Source organism: Brenneria nigrifluens DSM 30175 = ATCC 13028, from assembly GCF_005484965.1.
In the GTDB taxonomy this organism is placed as follows: Bacteria; Pseudomonadota; Gammaproteobacteria; order Enterobacterales; family Enterobacteriaceae; genus Brenneria; species Brenneria nigrifluens.
On record NZ_CP034036.1, the window covers coordinates 1 to 16,024 of the forward strand.

Here is a 16,024-nt window from a genome sequence, read left to right on the forward strand (position 1 = left end):
GTGTCACTTTCGCTTTGGCAGCAGTGTCTTGCCCGCTTGCAGGATGAGTTACCTGCCACAGAATTCAGTATGTGGATACGCCCGTTACAGGCGGAGCTGAGTGATAACACTCTGGCGCTCTACGCCCCTAATCGCTTTGTTCTGGATTGGGTTCGTGATAAATATTTAAACAATATCAATGGCTTGTTAAATGATTTCTGTGGGATGGACGCCCCGTTGCTGCGTTTTGAAGTGGGGAGCAAACCCCTGCTCCAGACCATCAGCCAGCCGGTTAACCTGCAGAGTAATAATGTCAGCGCCGCGACGACGACGCAGGTGCGTTCCGCGCCGGTGCGCCCCAGCTGGGACAAATCCCCGGTGCAGGCGGAGCACACCTATCGCTCCAATGTGAACCCCAAGCATACCTTTGACAACTTCGTCGAAGGCAAGTCGAACCAGCTGGCGCGCGCCGCCGCGCGCCAGGTGGCCGACAATCCCGGCGGCGCCTATAATCCCCTGTTTCTGTACGGTGGAACTGGCCTGGGTAAAACGCACCTGCTGCACGCGGTGGGCAACGGCATCATCGCCCGCAAAGCCAATGCGAAAGTGGTTTACATGCACTCGGAGCGCTTTGTGCAGGATATGGTAAAAGCGTTGCAGAATAATGCGATCGAAGAGTTCAAACGCTATTACCGCTCGGTGGATGCGCTGCTGATTGATGATATTCAGTTTTTTGCCAACAAAGAGCGTTCGCAGGAAGAGTTTTTCCACACCTTCAACGCCTTGCTGGAAGGGAATCAGCAGATCATTCTGACCTCGGACCGCTACCCGAAAGAGATCAACGGCGTGGAAGATCGCCTTAAGTCGCGTTTCGGCTGGGGGCTGACGGTGGCCATCGAGCCGCCGGAGCTGGAAACGCGCGTGGCGATCCTGATGAAAAAGGCCGACGAGAACGATATTCGTCTGCCGGGAGAAGTGGCTTTTTTTATCGCCAAGCGCCTGCGCTCCAACGTGCGCGAGCTGGAAGGCGCGTTAAACCGGGTGATCGCCAACGCCAATTTTACCGGCCGCTCCATCACCATTGATTTTGTGCGCGAGGCGCTGCGCGATCTGCTGGCATTGCAGGAAAAACTGGTTACCATCGACAATATCCAGAAGACGGTGGCGGAATACTATAAAATCAAGGTTGCTGATTTATTGTCCAAACGCCGCTCCCGCTCGGTGGCCCGCCCGCGCCAGATGGCGATGGCGCTGGCCAAAGAGCTGACCAACCACAGCCTGCCGGAAATCGGCGACGCGTTTGGTGGCCGCGACCACACCACGGTGTTGCACGCCTGTCGTAAAATCGAACAGCTGCGTGAGGAAAGTCACGACATCAAAGAAGATTTTTCCAATTTAATCAGAACATTATCTTCATAACATGATGAAATTTATTGTTGAACGCGAACATCTGCTAAAACCGCTGCAACAGGTCAGCAGCCCGCTGGGCGGCCGGCCGACCCTACCTATTCTGGGCAACCTGCTGTTGCAGGTTACCGAAGGGGAGCTGTTGCTCACCGGCACCGATCTGGAAATGGAGATGGTGGCCCGGGTGGCGTTAACGCAGCCCCATGAGCCGGGGGCGACCACCGTGCCGGCCCGTAAGCTGTTCGATATCTGCCGCGGCCTGCCGGACGGGGCGGAGATCACCATTATGCTGGATGGCGATCGCATGCTGGTGCGTTCCGGTCGCAGCCGCTTTTCGCTGTCGACCCTGCCCGCCGCCGATTTTCCCAATCTGGACGACTGGCAAAGCGACGTTGAGTTTTCGCTGCCGCAGGCGACGCTGAAACGGCTGATTGAGGCCACGCAGTTCTCGATGGCGCATCAGGATGTTCGTTATTACCTCAACGGAATGCTGTTTGAAACCGAGGGCGAGGAGCTGCGCACCGTCGCCACCGACGGCCATCGTCTGGCGGTGTGCGCCATGCCGGTGGGGCAGGCTTTGCCGTCGCATTCGGTGATCGTGCCGCGTAAAGGGGTGATGGAGCTGGTGCGTTTGCTGGACGGCGGCGATACGCCGCTGCAGCTGCAAATCGGCAGCAACAATATCCGCGCCCACGTCGGCGACTTTATCTTTACCTCCAAGCTGGTCGACGGCCGTTTCCCGGATTACCGCCGGGTTTTGCCGAAGAATCCGGACAAAACGCTGGAAGCCAGCTGCGACTTGCTCAAACAGGCGTTCTCCCGCGCGGCGATCCTGTCGAATGAAAAATTCCGCGGCGTGCGCCTGCATCTGATTCAGAATCAGCTGAAAATCACCGCCAACAACCCCGAGCAGGAAGAAGCGGAAGAAATTCTGGATGTGCAGTACGACGGCACCGAGATGGAGATCGGTTTCAACGTCAGTTACGTGCTGGATGTGCTGAATGCGCTGAAGTGCGAGGATGTCCGCCTGCTGCTGACCGACTCCGTTTCCAGCGTGCAGATCGAAGACGGCGCCAGCCGGGCGGCGGCCTATGTCGTTATGCCGATGCGCCTCTAGTCTATGGCGGGTTATGTTGCTTATCAGCCGGGGATTGGGCGGCGCTCGCCGTCCGCGCGGGCGTTGAGTTCGCCGCGCGGGAGTCGCCGCGCGCTCCGCCCTCCATCCTCCCGCGACCGTAACGTCCTTTACCGCAAGAAATAGTCGCATGGCGCTTACTCGTCTTCTTATTAAAGATTTCCGCAATATTGAAGCGGCTGATTTGGCGCTGGCGCCCGGCTTTAATTTTCTGGTCGGGGCGAACGGCAGCGGCAAAACCAGCGTGCTGGAGGCGATTTACACCCTGGGACACGGACGGGCGTTTCGCAGCGTGCAGGCGGCGCGCGTTATTCGTCATGAACAGCCGGAATTCGTGCTGCACGGACGTATCGGCGGCATTGAGTCTGAACGTTCGGTCGGGCTGAGTAAAAACCGTCAGGGCGACGGCAAGGTGCGCATCGACGGCAGCGACGGCCATAAGGTGGCGGAGCTGGCGCAGCTGCTGCCGATCCAACTGATCACCCCCGAAGGGTTTACGCTGCTGAACGGCGGGCCGAAGTACCGCCGCGCCTTTCTCGACTGGGGATGTTTTCATAACGAGCCCGGTTTTTTCTCCGCCTGGAGCAATATGAAACGCCTGCTGCGCCAGCGTAATGCGGCGCTGCGGCAGGTGGAGCGCTACGGGCAGCTGCGGGCCTGGGATCAGGAGCTGGTGCCGTTGGCCGAACGCATCAGCGAATGGCGGGGGCAATACAGCGCGGCGATCGCCGGCGATATTGCCGCCACCTGCAGCCAGTTTCTGCCTGAATTCGCCCTCGGCTTCGCTTTCCAGCGCGGCTGGGATAAAGAGAGTGACTATGCCGAACTTCTGGAACGGCAGTTTGAACGCGACCGTATGCTGGGTTATACGGCGCTGGGGCCGCATAAAGCCGATTTCCGCATCCGCGCCAGCGGGGTGGCGGTCGAGGATATGCTGTCCCGTGGCCAGCTAAAGCTGCTGATGTGCGCTTTACGGCTGGCCCAGGGTGAGTTTCTCACCCGTCAGAACGGACTGCGCTGTCTGTATCTGATTGATGATTTTGCTTCCGAACTGGATAGTACCCGCCGCCGTTTGTTGGCTGAACGGTTAAAAGCCACCCATGCGCAGGTTTTTGTCAGCGCGGTCAGCGCCGAGCAGATAGCCGATATGGTTGGTGAAAATGGCAAGATGTTCCGCGTAGAACAGGGTAAAATAACGGTTCAATCACAGGACTAAAATGAGCGGGAAACGTTGATGTCGAATTCTTATGACTCCTCAAGTATCAAGGTATTGAAAGGGCTGGATGCGGTACGTAAACGCCCAGGCATGTACATCGGCGATACGGATGACGGAACCGGTCTGCATCACATGGTATTCGAGGTTGTGGACAACGCTATCGACGAAGCACTCGCTGGCTATTGTAAAGACATTGTCATCACTATCCACGCTGATAACTCAGTCTCGGTGCAGGATGACGGCCGCGGTATTCCTACCGGTCTGCATGAAGAAGAAGGGATCTCCGCGGCGGAAGTGATCATGACGGTGCTGCATGCCGGCGGCAAATTTGATGACAACTCGTATAAAGTCTCCGGCGGTTTGCATGGCGTGGGCGTTTCGGTGGTTAACGCCCTGTCGGAAAAGCTGGAGCTGGTGATCCGCCGCGAAGGCAAGGTGCACGAACAGACCTACCGTCACGGCGTGGCGCAGGCGCCGCTGAAAGTGGTGGGCGATAGCGATAAGACCGGCACCACCGTGCGCTTCTGGCCGAGTTATGAAACCTTTACCAACCAGACCGAATTCCAGTATGAGATCCTCGCCAAGCGTCTGCGCGAGCTGTCGTTTCTGAACTCCGGCGTCTCCATCCGGCTGTACGACGAGCGCGAAAAAGATAAGTCCGATCACTTCCACTATGAAGGCGGCATCAAGGCGTTCGTCGACTATCTCAACCGCAACAAAACGCCGATCCACCCGACGGTGTTCTATTTCTCCACGGTGAAAGACGATATCGGCGTGGAAGTCGCCCTGCAGTGGAACGACGGCTTCCAGGAAAATATTTACTGCTTTACCAACAACATTCCGCAGCGTGACGGCGGTACGCACCTGGCCGGTTTCCGCGCCGCCATGACCCGTACCCTGAACACCTATATGGATAAGGAAGGCTACAGCAAGAAAGCCAAGATCAGCGCCACCGGCGACGATGCGCGTGAAGGGCTGATTGCCGTGGTCTCCGTTAAAGTGCCCGATCCGAAATTCTCCTCGCAGACCAAAGACAAGCTGGTGTCGTCGGAGGTGAAAACCGCCGTTGAATCGCTGATGAACGAGAAGCTGGTGGATTATCTGATGGAAAACCCGTCGGACGCCAAAATCGTGGTGGGCAAAATCATCGATGCCGCCCGCGCCCGTGAAGCGGCGCGTAAAGCGCGCGATATGACCCGGCGTAAAGGCGCGCTCGATCTGGCCGGTCTGCCGGGCAAGCTGGCGGACTGTCAGGAACGCGACCCGGCGTTGTCCGAACTCTACCTGGTGGAAGGGGACTCGGCGGGCGGTTCCGCCAAGCAGGGGCGCAACCGTAAGAATCAGGCGATTTTGCCGCTGAAAGGCAAGATCCTCAACGTCGAGAAAGCGCGCTTCGACAAAATGCTCTCTTCCCAGGAAGTGGCGACGTTGATCACCGCGCTGGGCTGCGGCATCGGCCGTGACGAATACAACCCGGATAAACTGCGTTATCACAGCATCATCATCATGACCGATGCCGACGTCGACGGCTCGCACATCCGTACGCTGCTGCTGACGTTCTTCTACCGTCAGATGCCGGAAATCGTTGAGCGCGGCCACGTCTATATCGCCCAGCCGCCGCTGTACAAAGTGAAAAAAGGCAAGCAGGAGCAGTACATCAAAGATGATGAAGCCATGGATCAGTACCAGATTATGCTGGCGCTGGACGGGGCGACGCTGCATACCAACGCCGCGGCGCCCGCCATGGCGGGCGAACCGCTGGAAAAACTGGTTGCCGAACACTACGCGGTGCAGAAAACCATCGGCCGTATGGAGCGTCGTTTCCCGCGCCCGTTGCTGAACGCGTTAATCTACCAGCCAACGCTGGCTGAGGCGGATTTACAGGATCGCACGCACGTTCAGCAGTGGATGGAAACGCTGGTTACGCTGCTCAATGAGCGCGAGCAGCACGGCAGCGCCTACAGCTTTGTGATCCAAGAAAATCAGGAGCGGCAGATTTTTGAACCGGCTCTGCGGGTGCGCACCCACGGCGTGGATACCGATTATCCGCTGGATTTCGGCTTCGTTACCGGCGGCGAGTATCGCAAAATCAATCAGCTGGGCGAGAAGCTGCGCGGCCTGATTGAAGAGGACGCCTATATTGAACGCGGCGAGCGCCGTCAACCGATCGCCAGCTTCGAGCAGGCGCTGGAGTGGCTGGTGAAAGAGTCCCGCCGCGGTCTGACCATCCAGCGCTATAAAGGTCTGGGGGAAATGAACCCGGAACAGCTGTGGGAAACCACCATGGATCCCACCAGCCGCCGTATGCTGCGCGTCACGGTGAAAGACGCCATCGCCGCCGACGAGCTGTTCACCACCCTGATGGGCGATGCGGTGGAACCGCGCCGCGCCTTTATCGAAGAGAACGCGTTGAAAGCGATGAATATCGATATCTGATCGGACTGCTTGTTAACGGCCAACTCAGCCAGCCCTTTTCGGGCTGGCTTTTTTACGGCTATAAAACCACCGCGCGCCGTTTCGCGCCGCGCAGTTCCTGGCGCAGGGTGATAAGCGCGGTGATTAGCATAAAAATCACCGCCGACCAGAAAATGGCCCGCGGATAACCGTGATCCAGCAGCCAGCCGAACAGCACCGGACCGGCCGCGCCGCCGATATTAAAACCGGTGGAGACGATGCCGAAAACGCGCCCCTCGGCGCCCGCCGGCGAGGCCGCCCGCACCAGCATGTCGCGCGAGGGGGCGATTATCCCGGACAGAAATCCCGCCGCGGCCAGCAGCGGAATCAATACCGGCAGCGGCAGAGGATAGATGGCGACCACGCTGATTAAACCGGCGGTGACGGCCAGCGCCGCCGTCGCCACCAGCCCGTGGCGGCGGGTTTTATCGGCCAGCGCGCCGCCGGCCAGCACCCCGAAGGCGCTGGCGAACAGAAAGGAGGTCAGCACCACATTCGCCTGGGATAACGGCAGGCCATAGCCGGTTACAAACGCCGTCACCGAAAAATTCTGAATCGAACCGGTGCTCAGATTCAGCAGCAGGAATAACACCAACAGGGCCATGATGGGCAGGGTGAAAAGCGCAATGCGCGGTTTTTTGCCCGGCCGGGTATTTTCCTGCGTCGCGCTCTGTAGCCGCGCCGGCTGGTCGCTGCCGGTTAATAGCAGGGGAATGGTCAATAGCCCTATCATCCCCGCCACGATAAATGCGCTGTTAACGCCGGCGAATGCGGCGACGGTCAGTAAAATGCCGGGCGCAATGGCGGTGCCGAAAAAACCGGAGAAGGTATGAATGGAAAACGCCCGCCCCATGCGCTTTTCATCGATTCCCCGCGACAGCAGGGCGTAATCGGCGGGGTGATAGACCGCATTCGCCACCCCCGCCAGCGCCATCGCCGCCACCAGCCAGAAGTAGCTGCTGGAAAAGCTCAGCGAGAGAAAACACAGGCTGCCGAGCGTCAGGCCGGCGGTCAGGGTGCGCCTGGCCCCGATACGGTCGACCACAAAGCCGATCGGCGTCTGCACGCAGGCGGAGACGATATTGAAAACGCTCAGCGCGAAACCCAGTTCGACGAAGCTGATACCGCGCTGCGCCGACAGCAGCGGTATCAGCGCGGGCAGCACCATCATATGAAAATGGCTCACCAGGTGAGCGGATGAAATCTGGGCCAGCAGGGGGAGTTTTATTATTTTCATTTTTTGTTGTCAGGGCGATGATGGGTTTACGGCGTCGTGTTCTCGTCAGAAACGACGCGCAGGCAGGCGTCGCTTCCGCAGGCAGATAGGGAATAGACTAACATATTGCGCATATCGCTAGCGTCCAATCTTTTTGTCGTGGCGTTATGCGGCGGGGCCTTTACCGACCGACTCACGGACGATCAGTCGGCCTTTAAATGCCGGCGCCGGGCGGGCGGTTTCCCCTTCCAGCCGGCTGAGCAGCTTTTCAAGGGTGCTGTTTATCATTTCGGCGACGGGAACATGTACGGTGGTCAACGCGGGGCTAAACCAGGAGGCCATGGGAAGGTCATCGAAACCCAGCAGGGAAACGTCCTGCGGTATGGCTATGCCGCGCTCGCGAAAGGCCTTTGCCGCGCCGATGGCCATATCGTCGTTGCTGGCGACCAGCGCGCTGAAGACGGCGCCGCGCCGGTGCAGCAGCGTCGCGGCGGCGTAACCGCTCTCCGGCTCCCAGTCTCCCGGCGCCACCAGGGCGGGATTAAACGCAATCCCCCGGGCCGCCAGCGCTTGCCGGTAACCCGCCAGGCGGCTCTCTCCGGTCGGCGATCCCGGCGAACCGCTGATAAAGGCTATGTCCCGGTGGCCCTGGTCAATCAGGTAGCTCACCGCATCGAAGCAGTGCTGCTGGTGGTCGGCGCAGATACCGTTTTCCGCATGCTGATTCAGTTTACGATTGATCACCATAATGGGTTGTTGATGCTGGCCGATAATGGTTTCCAGTTCGGCGATGGACAGAAAGCGCGGGTAGATAATGACGGCGTCGCAGCGTGAATCGAGCAGAAACTGAATGGCCTGCCGCTCCTCTTGCGCGCTGTGTTTGCCGTCTGCGAGGATGAGCTGCCGCCCGCGTTTTTCCGTCATGGTGGCGGTCTGAAACAGCAATTCGCTGAAGTAGGGGCCGTTATACAGCGTGTTGGTGACCACCAGACCGATGCTTTGCGATTTGCGGGTGGCAAGGTTGCGCGCCAACAGGTTCGGCCGGTAGCCCATTTCCTCTATCGCCCTGAACACCCGGTCCCGGGTGGTTTTGCTGACGTAGTTATTGCCCGTCAGGACGCGTGAAACCGTCGCCTTTGATACGCCTGCTTTTTTCGCCACATCGAGCATGGTTGTCATTCTGTTTTCTCAATTCGCCAAGTCAAACTGAAACGGTTTCCTGCTTCCCCTGCTTATTATAAGGATAAACAGATCGGTTTTTTATAGTCGTTAAACAACGTTCAGGGAAGTTTTTTATGGCGGGCTATCCCTGCCCGCCACCTTTCAGGCCGTCGCAAGCGACGTTGAAAAACGCTCCCGGCGTTTTTTTATTTTTCCACACCCCGTTTATGATCGCCTTCAAAAAACGGGAAAATTAAAATGAAACCGGTTGCATATTAATGGTTGTGTTGCTTGAATAATAAAAAAAACAAACGGTGAGGTGCAGGATGAATAAGATTCTACTCTGTTGCGCAGCGGGCATGTCCACCAGTATGTTGGTTCAGCGCATGGAAAAGGCCGCGCGGGAAAAAGCGATCGCCGTTGAGATAAAAGCTGTTGGTTTTGATGAAGTTAATGAAATCATTTCCGAATACGACTGCTGCCTGCTCGGGCCGCAGATCAAGTACAAGCTGGCGGAATTCAAAGCCATTGCCGATGAGCAAAACAAGCCCGTCGCCGTTATCAATACCATCGATTACGGCATGATGAACGGCGAGAAGGTGCTCAGCGCCGCGCTGGCGATGATCCGCTAAATTACGGGAAATAATAATGAGCACATTTAGCGAATCATTATTCAGCGTAATTGAAAACCGTATCAGCCCGATTGCCGTCAAACTTTCCGCTCAACGCCACGTAATGGCAATTAAAGATGGATTTATCGCGGCCATGCCATTTTTGATTGTCGGCTCCTTTATGTTGCTATTCGCCCACCCGCCGTTTAGCGCCGACAGCCAGTGGGCGTTCGCGCAGTGGTGGCTGGCAATGGTGGAACGCCATAGCGAACAGATTATGATGCCCTACAATATGACCATGGGGATCATGGCGCTCTATATCGCCGGCGCCATTGCCTATAATCTGGCGCAAAGCTACAAAATGAATGGCTTTATGGCGGCCAGTTTAGCGCTGATGTCGTTTCTGGTGGCGGCGGCGCCGCAGACGGACGGCGGTTTACCGGTGGGGGCGCTGGGGGGCGAAGGGATCTTTACCGCCATTCTGGTTGCGCTCTACGCCACGGAGCTAATGCGCTTTTTGCAGCAACGCAACATCGGTATCCGCCTGCCGGAGCAGGTGCCGCCGAAGATCCGTCAGTCTTTCGACCTGTTGATTCCCATCCTGGCGGTTTTCCTGACGCTGTTCCCGCTCAGCCTGCTGATTCAGAGCGAGTTCGCCATGCTGCTGCCGCAGGCGATTATGGCGATCTTTACGCCGGTTCTCTCCGCCACGGATTCGCTTCCCGCCATTTTGATCGCCGTGCTGTTGTGCCATCTGCTGTGGTTTGCCGGCATCCACGGCGCGGTGATTGTCGGCGGCATTCTACAGGCGTTCTGGCTGACCAATCTGGGGCTTAACCAGCAGGCGCTGAATGCGGGCGAACCGATTATCCATATCTTTATCGAGCCGTTCTGGCAGTTCTTTATCGTGGTTGGGGGTTCCGGTTCGACCATGGGGCTGGTCTTGCTCTATCTGCGCAGCCGTTCCGCGCATCTGCGGGCGATCGGCAAACTGTCCGTGGTGCCCGGCATGTTCAATATTAATGAACCGGTCATTTTTGGCTCCCCGGTAGTGATGAACCCGCTATTGTTTGTGCCGTTCATTACCGCGCCGCTGGTCAATGCGGTCATCGCCTATGCGGCGACCAGAACCGATCTGGTCAACCGCGTGGTATCCCTGGCGCCCTGGACGACGCCGGGGCCGATAGGCGCCGCCTGGTCCACCGGCTGGGATTGGCGCGCCGTGGTGCTGGTGGGGTTGCTGATTATAGTGTCGGCGGTGATTTATTACCCTTTCTTCAAAATGTATGAACGTCAACTGTTAGCGCAGGAAAAAGAGATGGTGAAAACCGAGGGGGTTGCTGATGGCGCTTGATGAAAACACGGTAATGGAACTGATTATTTATGCCGGAGAAGCCCGCTCCAACGCCATGGAGGCCCTGGGCGCCGCCAGAAAACGGGCGTGGGACGAGGCGGACGCGCTGCTGGCCGCCGCCTCCGCCGCCGCGCGTAAAGCCCATCAGATTCAGACCTCGCTTATCGGGGCGGATGAGGGCTGCGGAAAAATTCCCCTCACTCTGATTCTGGTCCATGCGCAGGATCACCTGATGAACGCCATGCTGTGCCGCGAACTGGTGGAAGAGCTGATTTATTTACATAAAGAGATCGCGGCGCTTGACGCATGCCGATCGGATTAACGGCGGCGGCGGCCGCCGGTTTATTTTATCAAAAGCTGAAAAGGAAATGAGATGTCCGTTGTGCAATTACCGAAAGACTTTCTGTGGGGCGGCGCGGTAGCGGCGCATCAGGTTGAAGGGGGGTGGGATCAGGGCGGCAAGGGCGTCAGCATTTGCGACGTGCTTTCCGGCGGGGCGCATGGCGTGGACCGGGTGATAACCGACGGGGTGCAGCCCGGTTTCAGCTACCCCAATCATCAGGCGGTGGAGTTTTATTCCCATTATAAACAGGATATCGCGCTGTTCGCGGAGATGGGGTTTAAATGCTTCCGCACCTCCATCGCCTGGACGCGTATTTTCCCCAATGGCGATGAACAGGAGCCGAATGAAGCGGGGCTGCAATTTTATGACGACCTGTTTGACGAACTGCTGAAATACAATATTGAACCGGTGATTACGCTCTCCCACTTCGAGATGCCGCACCATCTGGTCAAAAAGTATGGCGGCTGGCTGAACCGTCGGGTGGTGGATTTTTTTGTGCGCTACAGCGACGTGGTGATGCAACGCTATAAATCCAAAGTGAAATATTGGATGACGTTCAACGAGATCAACAACCAGCGCAACTGGCGTTATCCGCTGTTCGGCTACTGCTGTTCCGGGGTGATTTTTACCGAGCACGGCAATCCCGAGCAGGCGATGTACCAGACGCTGCACCACCAGTTCGTCGCCAGCGCCGCTGTGGTGAAGCGCGGTCATGAAATCAATCCCGAGTTTAAAATCGGCTGCATGCTGGCGCTGATGCCGCTCTATCCGTGGTCCTGCAATCCGGATGACGTGATGTTCGCCCAGGAGGCGATGCGTGAACGTCATCTGTGCGGGGACGTGCAACTGCGCGGTTATTACCCGGCGTATATCCTGAAGGAGTGGGCCGCCAAGGGTTACCGGATCGAGATGCGGCCGGGAGACGAGCAGATCCTGCGGGAAGGCTGCGCGGACTATCTTGGCTTCAGCTATTACATGAGCAACGCCGTACAGTATGCCGCCAGAGATCAGACCAGCGGCGATGCCATCGCCGGCTTTAACGGCAGCGTGAAAAATCCGTACCTGAATGCGTCGGAGTGGGGCTGGCAGATTGACCCGGTGGGCCTGCGCTATACGCTGAACAGTTTCTACGAGCGTTATCAAAAACCGATGTTTATCGTTGAGAACGGCTTCGGCGCGGTTGATCGCGTGGCGGAAGACGGGCAGATCCATGACGATTACCGTATCGATTATCTGCGGGCGCATATTGAGCAGATGAAAAAAGCCGTGCTGGAAGACGGGGTGGATTTGATCGGCTATACGCCATGGGGATGCATCGACTGCGTCTCCTTTACCACCGGACAGTACAGCAAGCGCTATGGCTTTATCTATGTCGACAAACATGATGACGGCAGCGGCACGCTACGGCGTTCGAAGAAGAAGAGTTTTAGCTGGTACCAGCGGGTGATCGCCAGCCACGGCGCCGACCTGTAACAATAGGTTGACGCTGATGCCGGTCGCGTAAAATTAAAATATGATGCAATACGCGCCAGCGTATTGCATTTCACTGGCCCTTCTGCGCTGGATCGCGTTAGCATGAAAATAATTGTGTGCCGCTGGAAAAATTATGTCTATTAAACTGATTGCTATCGATATGGATGGGACGCTGTTGACGCCCCAAAACCAAATTTCACCGGCGGTGAAAGCCGCTATTGCCGCCGCCAGAGAAAAAGGCGTCCAGGTGGTGCTGGCCACCGGCCGTCCGTTTATTGGCGTGGAGCGTTACCTGCAAGAGCTGGATTTACAGCAGGAGGGCTGCTACTGCGTAACCAACAACGGAGCGCTGGTGCAGCGTACCCTGAATGGCGCCTGCGTCGCACAAACCACGCTCGGCTTTGATGATTACCTCTACCTTGAGGCGCTGTCGCGTAAGCTCCAGGTTCATTTTCACGCGCTGGACTTCAATTTTGTCTACACCGCGAATAAAGACATCAGCGCTTATACCGTGCATGAGGCGCATTTAACCGGTATGCCGTTGAAATACCGGACGGTGGAGGAGATGGATCGCAGCCTGACCTTCCCGAAGGTGATGATGATCGACGAGCCGCCGGTGCTGGACCGGGCGATAAGCCAGATCCCGCCGCAAGCGTATGAGCGTTATACCATCATGAAAAGCGCCGAATACTATCTGGAAATTCTGAATAAGCGGGTCAACAAAGGCGAGGGGGTGAAAATGCTGGCCGAGCATCTCAACATTCCCCGCGAGAGCGTGATGACGCTGGGCGACCAGGAAAACGACCTGGCGATGATCGATTACGCCGGGCTTGGCGTGGCGATGGGCAACGCCACCGACGCGGTGAAAGCGGCCAGCCAGTTCGTCACCAAAACCAATATGGAAGATGGCGTGGCGTACGCGATTGAAAAGTTTGTTCTTAATGCCTGATAGCGGTTGTTGCCCTGCCAATTCGCAGGGCAATATTAACGCCATCGTTAAGGGATATATTTTTTAATTATTTGTCTGCTTATTATTTTTCAATGCGGGCATGGATAAAATAAATAGCGCGCTAACCAGCTGGCGCGCTATTTATTTCAACGCCAGACATTCCGTTATTTTTTCTTTCATCACCTCGGTAAGGTGATTAACCAACCGGCTGCGGGGAATTTGCGGCGGGTAAACCGCGCAATAGGCCATTTTTATATCGGGCTTAAACGGTTTAACAATCACCGGCGCTCCGCTATTTAACGCGGTGATGAAATCCACCACGCCGATGCCGATGTTTTTGGCCGCCAGCGAACAGCAGTTCGCCATCGACGTTTCAATCGGATTGTGCAAATACCTCTGCTCTTTTCTGATCAACGCATCGATTTTCGCCCGCAGCGGCGTGGTTCTGCCCGGAAGAACGGGGCGATGACGCGTCAAGTCGGCAAGGGTAATCTGCTCCGCTTCCGCCAGAGGGTGCGCCATCGACAGGACGGCAACGGCGCTGGCCTCGGCCAGCGGTTCGGCTTCCAGACCTTTGCTGCTCATCTGACCGAAAATAAAGCCGACGTCGTACTGGTTGGCGATAATGGCATCGCTAATGCGGCTGGTGCTTTCTATATCTAAAAACAAAGAGATATCAGGAAATTTCTCGATCAGCGCCGGCAGCATTTCCTCCGCGCAGAGCGGCGACAGCGCCTGCACGGCGGCAATGCGCAGCACGCTGCCTTTGGCGTGGCGGATTTCATCGGCGATCAGGGCGATATGGTCCAGCCCGATATAAAGCCGCTCCACTTCCCGGTAAAGCTTCATCGCTTCGGCGCGGGGAATAAGGCCGCGCCCGTCCCGATCAAACAATTTCAGGTTCAGCGCGTCTTCAAGATCGCGGATCAGACGACTCACCGCCGGCTGGGTGATATGCATCATATTGGCGGCCGCCGTAATCCCTCCGGTGAGGATCACTTTGTGAAAAGCTTCAACCTGCCGTGGATTAATACGCATGTGCCGCTCCAAAACATAACATTTTGTTATCAATTTAACACAAAATGCAATTTTTAATTATCCACTCTGGCGCATAGACTCAATGGCATTACGATTGCTTCATTAATCAGTCATGGAATTGAGGGTTTAGTGAATGAAAAAATCAGCGCTGGCTTTATTTGTTACCGCCTTATTTTGCTCGTCGTCTTTGGCTTACGGCGCCGATCTGAATATCGGCCTGGCTACATCGACAACGTCGATGGACCCGCAGTTTTACGTGGGAGGCGCAAATAGTTCCATGGCGCGTAATATTTTTGACGGCCTGGTTGTACAAGATGAAAAACAGCAAATTGCGCCGGCTTTAGCCGTGTCATGGAAAATTATCGACGATAAAACCTGGGAGTTTTCATTACGCCCCGGCGTGAAATTCCATGACGGCAGTGATTTTAGCGCCAAGGATGTGATTGCCAGTATCAAACGGATTGCGCTGGCATCCAAAAACAGCCCTAGCTCTTACGCGCCTTACGTGAATGATATTGCTGAAGTTAAGGAAATCAATCCGTTAACGATTCAGATTATCACCAAAGCGCCGGCGCCGCTGCTGTTGAATAATTTAAGCCGGGTGTCCATTTTACCCGCCCGTCTGGAAAATGTGCCGACGGAAACGCTGAACGCCGGGAAAGAGGTGATCGGCACCGGACCTTTCAAGTTTGTCTCCTGGGCGCCCGATGACCGGGTGGTTCTGGAGCGTAATGACGATTACTGGGGAGGAAAGGCGGAATGGGACAAAGTCACCGTTCGCGTATTTAAAAACAGCAGCGCGCGGGTAGCGGCCATTTTATCCGGTGATGTGGACATGATTGAAAACGTTCCCACAGCCGACAGCAGTAATATTAAAAAGAACCAACAGTTACAAACGATTTCAACACCAGGGAATCGTATTATTTACCTGCATATGGACCAACAAAGAGACGTTTCACCGTTCGCCAAAGGTCCTGACGGTAAAAACCCATTATTAAAAAAAGAAGTTCGCCAGGCGATGTCTTTAGCTCTTAATCGCCAGGCAATCGTCGATCGCGTTATGGATGGGCAGGCCGTTGCGGCCTCCCAGCTTGTGCCGCAGGGGTACTTCGGGTATTCCGCCTCCATTCCCGCGCCGGTTTACAATCCGCAGAAAGCCAAGCAGGAACTGGCGGCGGCGGGTTACCCCAACGGCTTTACGCTGACGTTCCACGCCTCGAACGATCGCTATCCCAATGATGCCAAAATTGCCCAGGCCGTCGGCCAGATGTTCACCCGCGTCGGCATCAAAACCAACGTGGTGACCATGCCGGGCAGCGTCTATTTCTCGCGCGCCTCCCGCCTTGAATTCAGTCTGATTATGGGCGGCGCCGCCATTGAAACCGGGGAAGCCTCCGGCGTTCTCGGCCCGCTGCTGGAAACCTTCGGCCCCCACGCCGGGCAGGGCAATCGCGGCCGCTATTCCAACGCCGACTTTGATAAGGCGCTGAGCGAGGCGCGCGCCACGCTGGACGACGCGAAGCGGGAACAGCTGCTGGCGCAGGCGATGGACATCGGCATGAACGAGCTGGGGGTGATTCCGGTGATGTTCCTGTCCAACACCTGGGCGATGAAAAAGCAGTATACCTACGTGGGTCGTTCCGACGCCTACACGCTGCCCTATTTTGTTCGTTCCGCTAACTAACGGC

Annotated in this window: 13 protein-coding genes; 10 read left to right on the forward strand and 3 right to left on the reverse strand. The window is 56.6% G+C overall.

The genetic code is table 11. The features are described 5' to 3' along the window. From dnaA to gyrB, 4 genes are all read left to right on the forward strand, one after another. Entirely contained in the window at positions 1 to 1,398 is a 1,398-nt protein-coding gene (gene dnaA, locus EH206_RS00005) for a chromosomal replication initiator protein DnaA (RefSeq protein WP_009110787.1), read from the forward strand. 4 nt (positions 1,399 to 1,402) lie between these two features. Beyond that, positions 1,403 to 2,503 (forward strand): DNA polymerase III subunit beta, encoded by a 1,101-nt coding sequence (gene dnaN / locus EH206_RS00010; protein WP_040343552.1) that lies wholly within the window; start codon positions 1,403 to 1,405, stop codon positions 2,501 to 2,503. 148 nt (positions 2,504 to 2,651) lie between these two features. Next, a complete protein-coding gene (recF, locus tag EH206_RS00015) occupies positions 2,652 to 3,737 on the forward strand; it encodes a DNA replication/repair protein RecF (protein ID WP_009110789.1) in 1,086 nt (361 codons plus the stop codon). A gap of 18 nt (positions 3,738 to 3,755) precedes the next feature. After that, positions 3,756 to 6,173, forward strand: a complete 2,418-nt coding sequence (gene gyrB, locus EH206_RS00020) for a DNA topoisomerase (ATP-hydrolyzing) subunit B (protein WP_009110790.1) — start codon at positions 3,756 to 3,758, stop codon at positions 6,171 to 6,173. 58 nt (positions 6,174 to 6,231) lie between these two features. Here gyrB and EH206_RS00025 read toward each other — a convergent pair whose 3' ends face one another. Further along, positions 6,232 to 7,428: an MFS transporter gene (locus EH206_RS00025; RefSeq protein WP_009110791.1), complete on the reverse strand. Its 1,197-nt coding sequence runs from the start codon at positions 7,426 to 7,428 to the stop codon at positions 6,232 to 6,234. A gap of 144 nt (positions 7,429 to 7,572) precedes the next feature. Continuing rightward, entirely contained in the window at positions 7,573 to 8,586 is a 1,014-nt protein-coding gene (locus tag EH206_RS00030) for a LacI family DNA-binding transcriptional regulator (protein ID WP_009110792.1), read from the reverse strand. A 308-nt stretch (positions 8,587 to 8,894) separates the two neighbouring features. Here EH206_RS00030 and EH206_RS00035 point away from each other — a divergent pair, with 308 nt between their 5' ends. The 5 genes from EH206_RS00035 to yidA all read left to right on the forward strand — a co-directional run bounded on the left by EH206_RS00035 (position 8,895) and on the right by yidA (position 13,298). Then, positions 8,895 to 9,200 carry a PTS sugar transporter subunit IIB gene (locus tag EH206_RS00035; RefSeq protein WP_009110793.1) on the forward strand — a complete coding sequence of 102 codons (306 nt, stop codon included), beginning with the start codon at positions 8,895 to 8,897 and terminating at the stop codon, positions 9,198 to 9,200. Positions 9,201 to 9,216: 16 nt separating this feature from the next. Further along, positions 9,217 to 10,533 (forward strand): PTS cellobiose transporter subunit IIC, encoded by a 1,317-nt coding sequence (locus tag EH206_RS00040; RefSeq protein WP_009110794.1) that lies wholly within the window; start codon positions 9,217 to 9,219, stop codon positions 10,531 to 10,533. After that, positions 10,523 to 10,855: a PTS lactose/cellobiose transporter subunit IIA gene (locus EH206_RS00045; RefSeq protein ID WP_009110795.1), complete on the forward strand. Its 333-nt coding sequence runs from the start codon at positions 10,523 to 10,525 to the stop codon at positions 10,853 to 10,855. Before EH206_RS00040 ends, EH206_RS00045 begins: the two co-directional genes overlap by 11 nt. 51 nt (positions 10,856 to 10,906) lie before the next feature. Beyond that, on the forward strand, positions 10,907 to 12,349 hold the full coding sequence (locus EH206_RS00050) for a 6-phospho-beta-glucosidase (RefSeq protein ID WP_009110796.1): 1,443 nt from the start codon (positions 10,907 to 10,909) through the stop codon (positions 12,347 to 12,349). A 133-nt stretch (positions 12,350 to 12,482) separates the two neighbouring features. Further along, positions 12,483 to 13,298: a sugar-phosphatase gene (gene yidA / locus EH206_RS00055; protein WP_009110797.1), complete on the forward strand. Its 816-nt coding sequence runs from the start codon at positions 12,483 to 12,485 to the stop codon at positions 13,296 to 13,298. Positions 13,299 to 13,439: 141 nt separating this feature from the next. Here yidA and EH206_RS00060 read toward each other — a convergent pair whose 3' ends face one another. Beyond that, positions 13,440 to 14,336: a LysR family transcriptional regulator gene (locus EH206_RS00060; RefSeq protein WP_009110798.1), complete on the reverse strand. Its 897-nt coding sequence runs from the start codon at positions 14,334 to 14,336 to the stop codon at positions 13,440 to 13,442. Positions 14,337 to 14,469: 133 nt separating this feature from the next. Here EH206_RS00060 and EH206_RS00065 point away from each other — a divergent pair, with 133 nt between their 5' ends. Beyond that, positions 14,470 to 16,020 carry an ABC transporter substrate-binding protein gene (locus EH206_RS00065; RefSeq protein WP_009110799.1) on the forward strand — a complete coding sequence of 517 codons (1,551 nt, stop codon included), beginning with the start codon at positions 14,470 to 14,472 and terminating at the stop codon, positions 16,018 to 16,020. Positions 16,021 to 16,024: the final 4 nt, after the last annotated feature.

What these genes read in the sequence shown, in the direction of transcription:
- dnaN (WP_040343552.1), top strand. Translation starts at nt 1,403, where the DNA reads ATGAAATTTATTGTTGAACGCGAACATCTGCTAAAACCGCTGCAACAG.
- recF (WP_009110789.1), top strand. Translation starts at nt 2,652, where the DNA reads ATGGCGCTTACTCGTCTTCTTATTAAAGATTTCCGCAATATTGAAGCG.
- gyrB (WP_009110790.1), top strand. Translation starts at nt 3,756, where the DNA reads ATGTCGAATTCTTATGACTCCTCAAGTATCAAGGTATTGAAAGGGCTG.
- EH206_RS00025 (WP_009110791.1), bottom strand. Translation starts at nt 7,428, where the DNA reads ATGAAAATAATAAAACTCCCCCTGCTGGCCCAGATTTCATCCGCTCAC.
- EH206_RS00030 (WP_009110792.1), bottom strand. Translation starts at nt 8,586, where the DNA reads ATGACAACCATGCTCGATGTGGCGAAAAAAGCAGGCGTATCAAAGGCG.
- EH206_RS00035 (WP_009110793.1), top strand. Translation starts at nt 8,895, where the DNA reads ATGAATAAGATTCTACTCTGTTGCGCAGCGGGCATGTCCACCAGTATG.
- EH206_RS00040 (WP_009110794.1), top strand. Translation starts at nt 9,217, where the DNA reads ATGAGCACATTTAGCGAATCATTATTCAGCGTAATTGAAAACCGTATC.
- EH206_RS00045 (WP_009110795.1), top strand. Translation starts at nt 10,523, where the DNA reads ATGGCGCTTGATGAAAACACGGTAATGGAACTGATTATTTATGCCGGA.
- EH206_RS00050 (WP_009110796.1), top strand. Translation starts at nt 10,907, where the DNA reads ATGTCCGTTGTGCAATTACCGAAAGACTTTCTGTGGGGCGGCGCGGTA.
- yidA (WP_009110797.1), top strand. Translation starts at nt 12,483, where the DNA reads ATGTCTATTAAACTGATTGCTATCGATATGGATGGGACGCTGTTGACG.
- EH206_RS00060 (WP_009110798.1), bottom strand. Translation starts at nt 14,336, where the DNA reads ATGCGTATTAATCCACGGCAGGTTGAAGCTTTTCACAAAGTGATCCTC.
- EH206_RS00065 (WP_009110799.1), top strand. Translation starts at nt 14,470, where the DNA reads ATGAAAAAATCAGCGCTGGCTTTATTTGTTACCGCCTTATTTTGCTCG.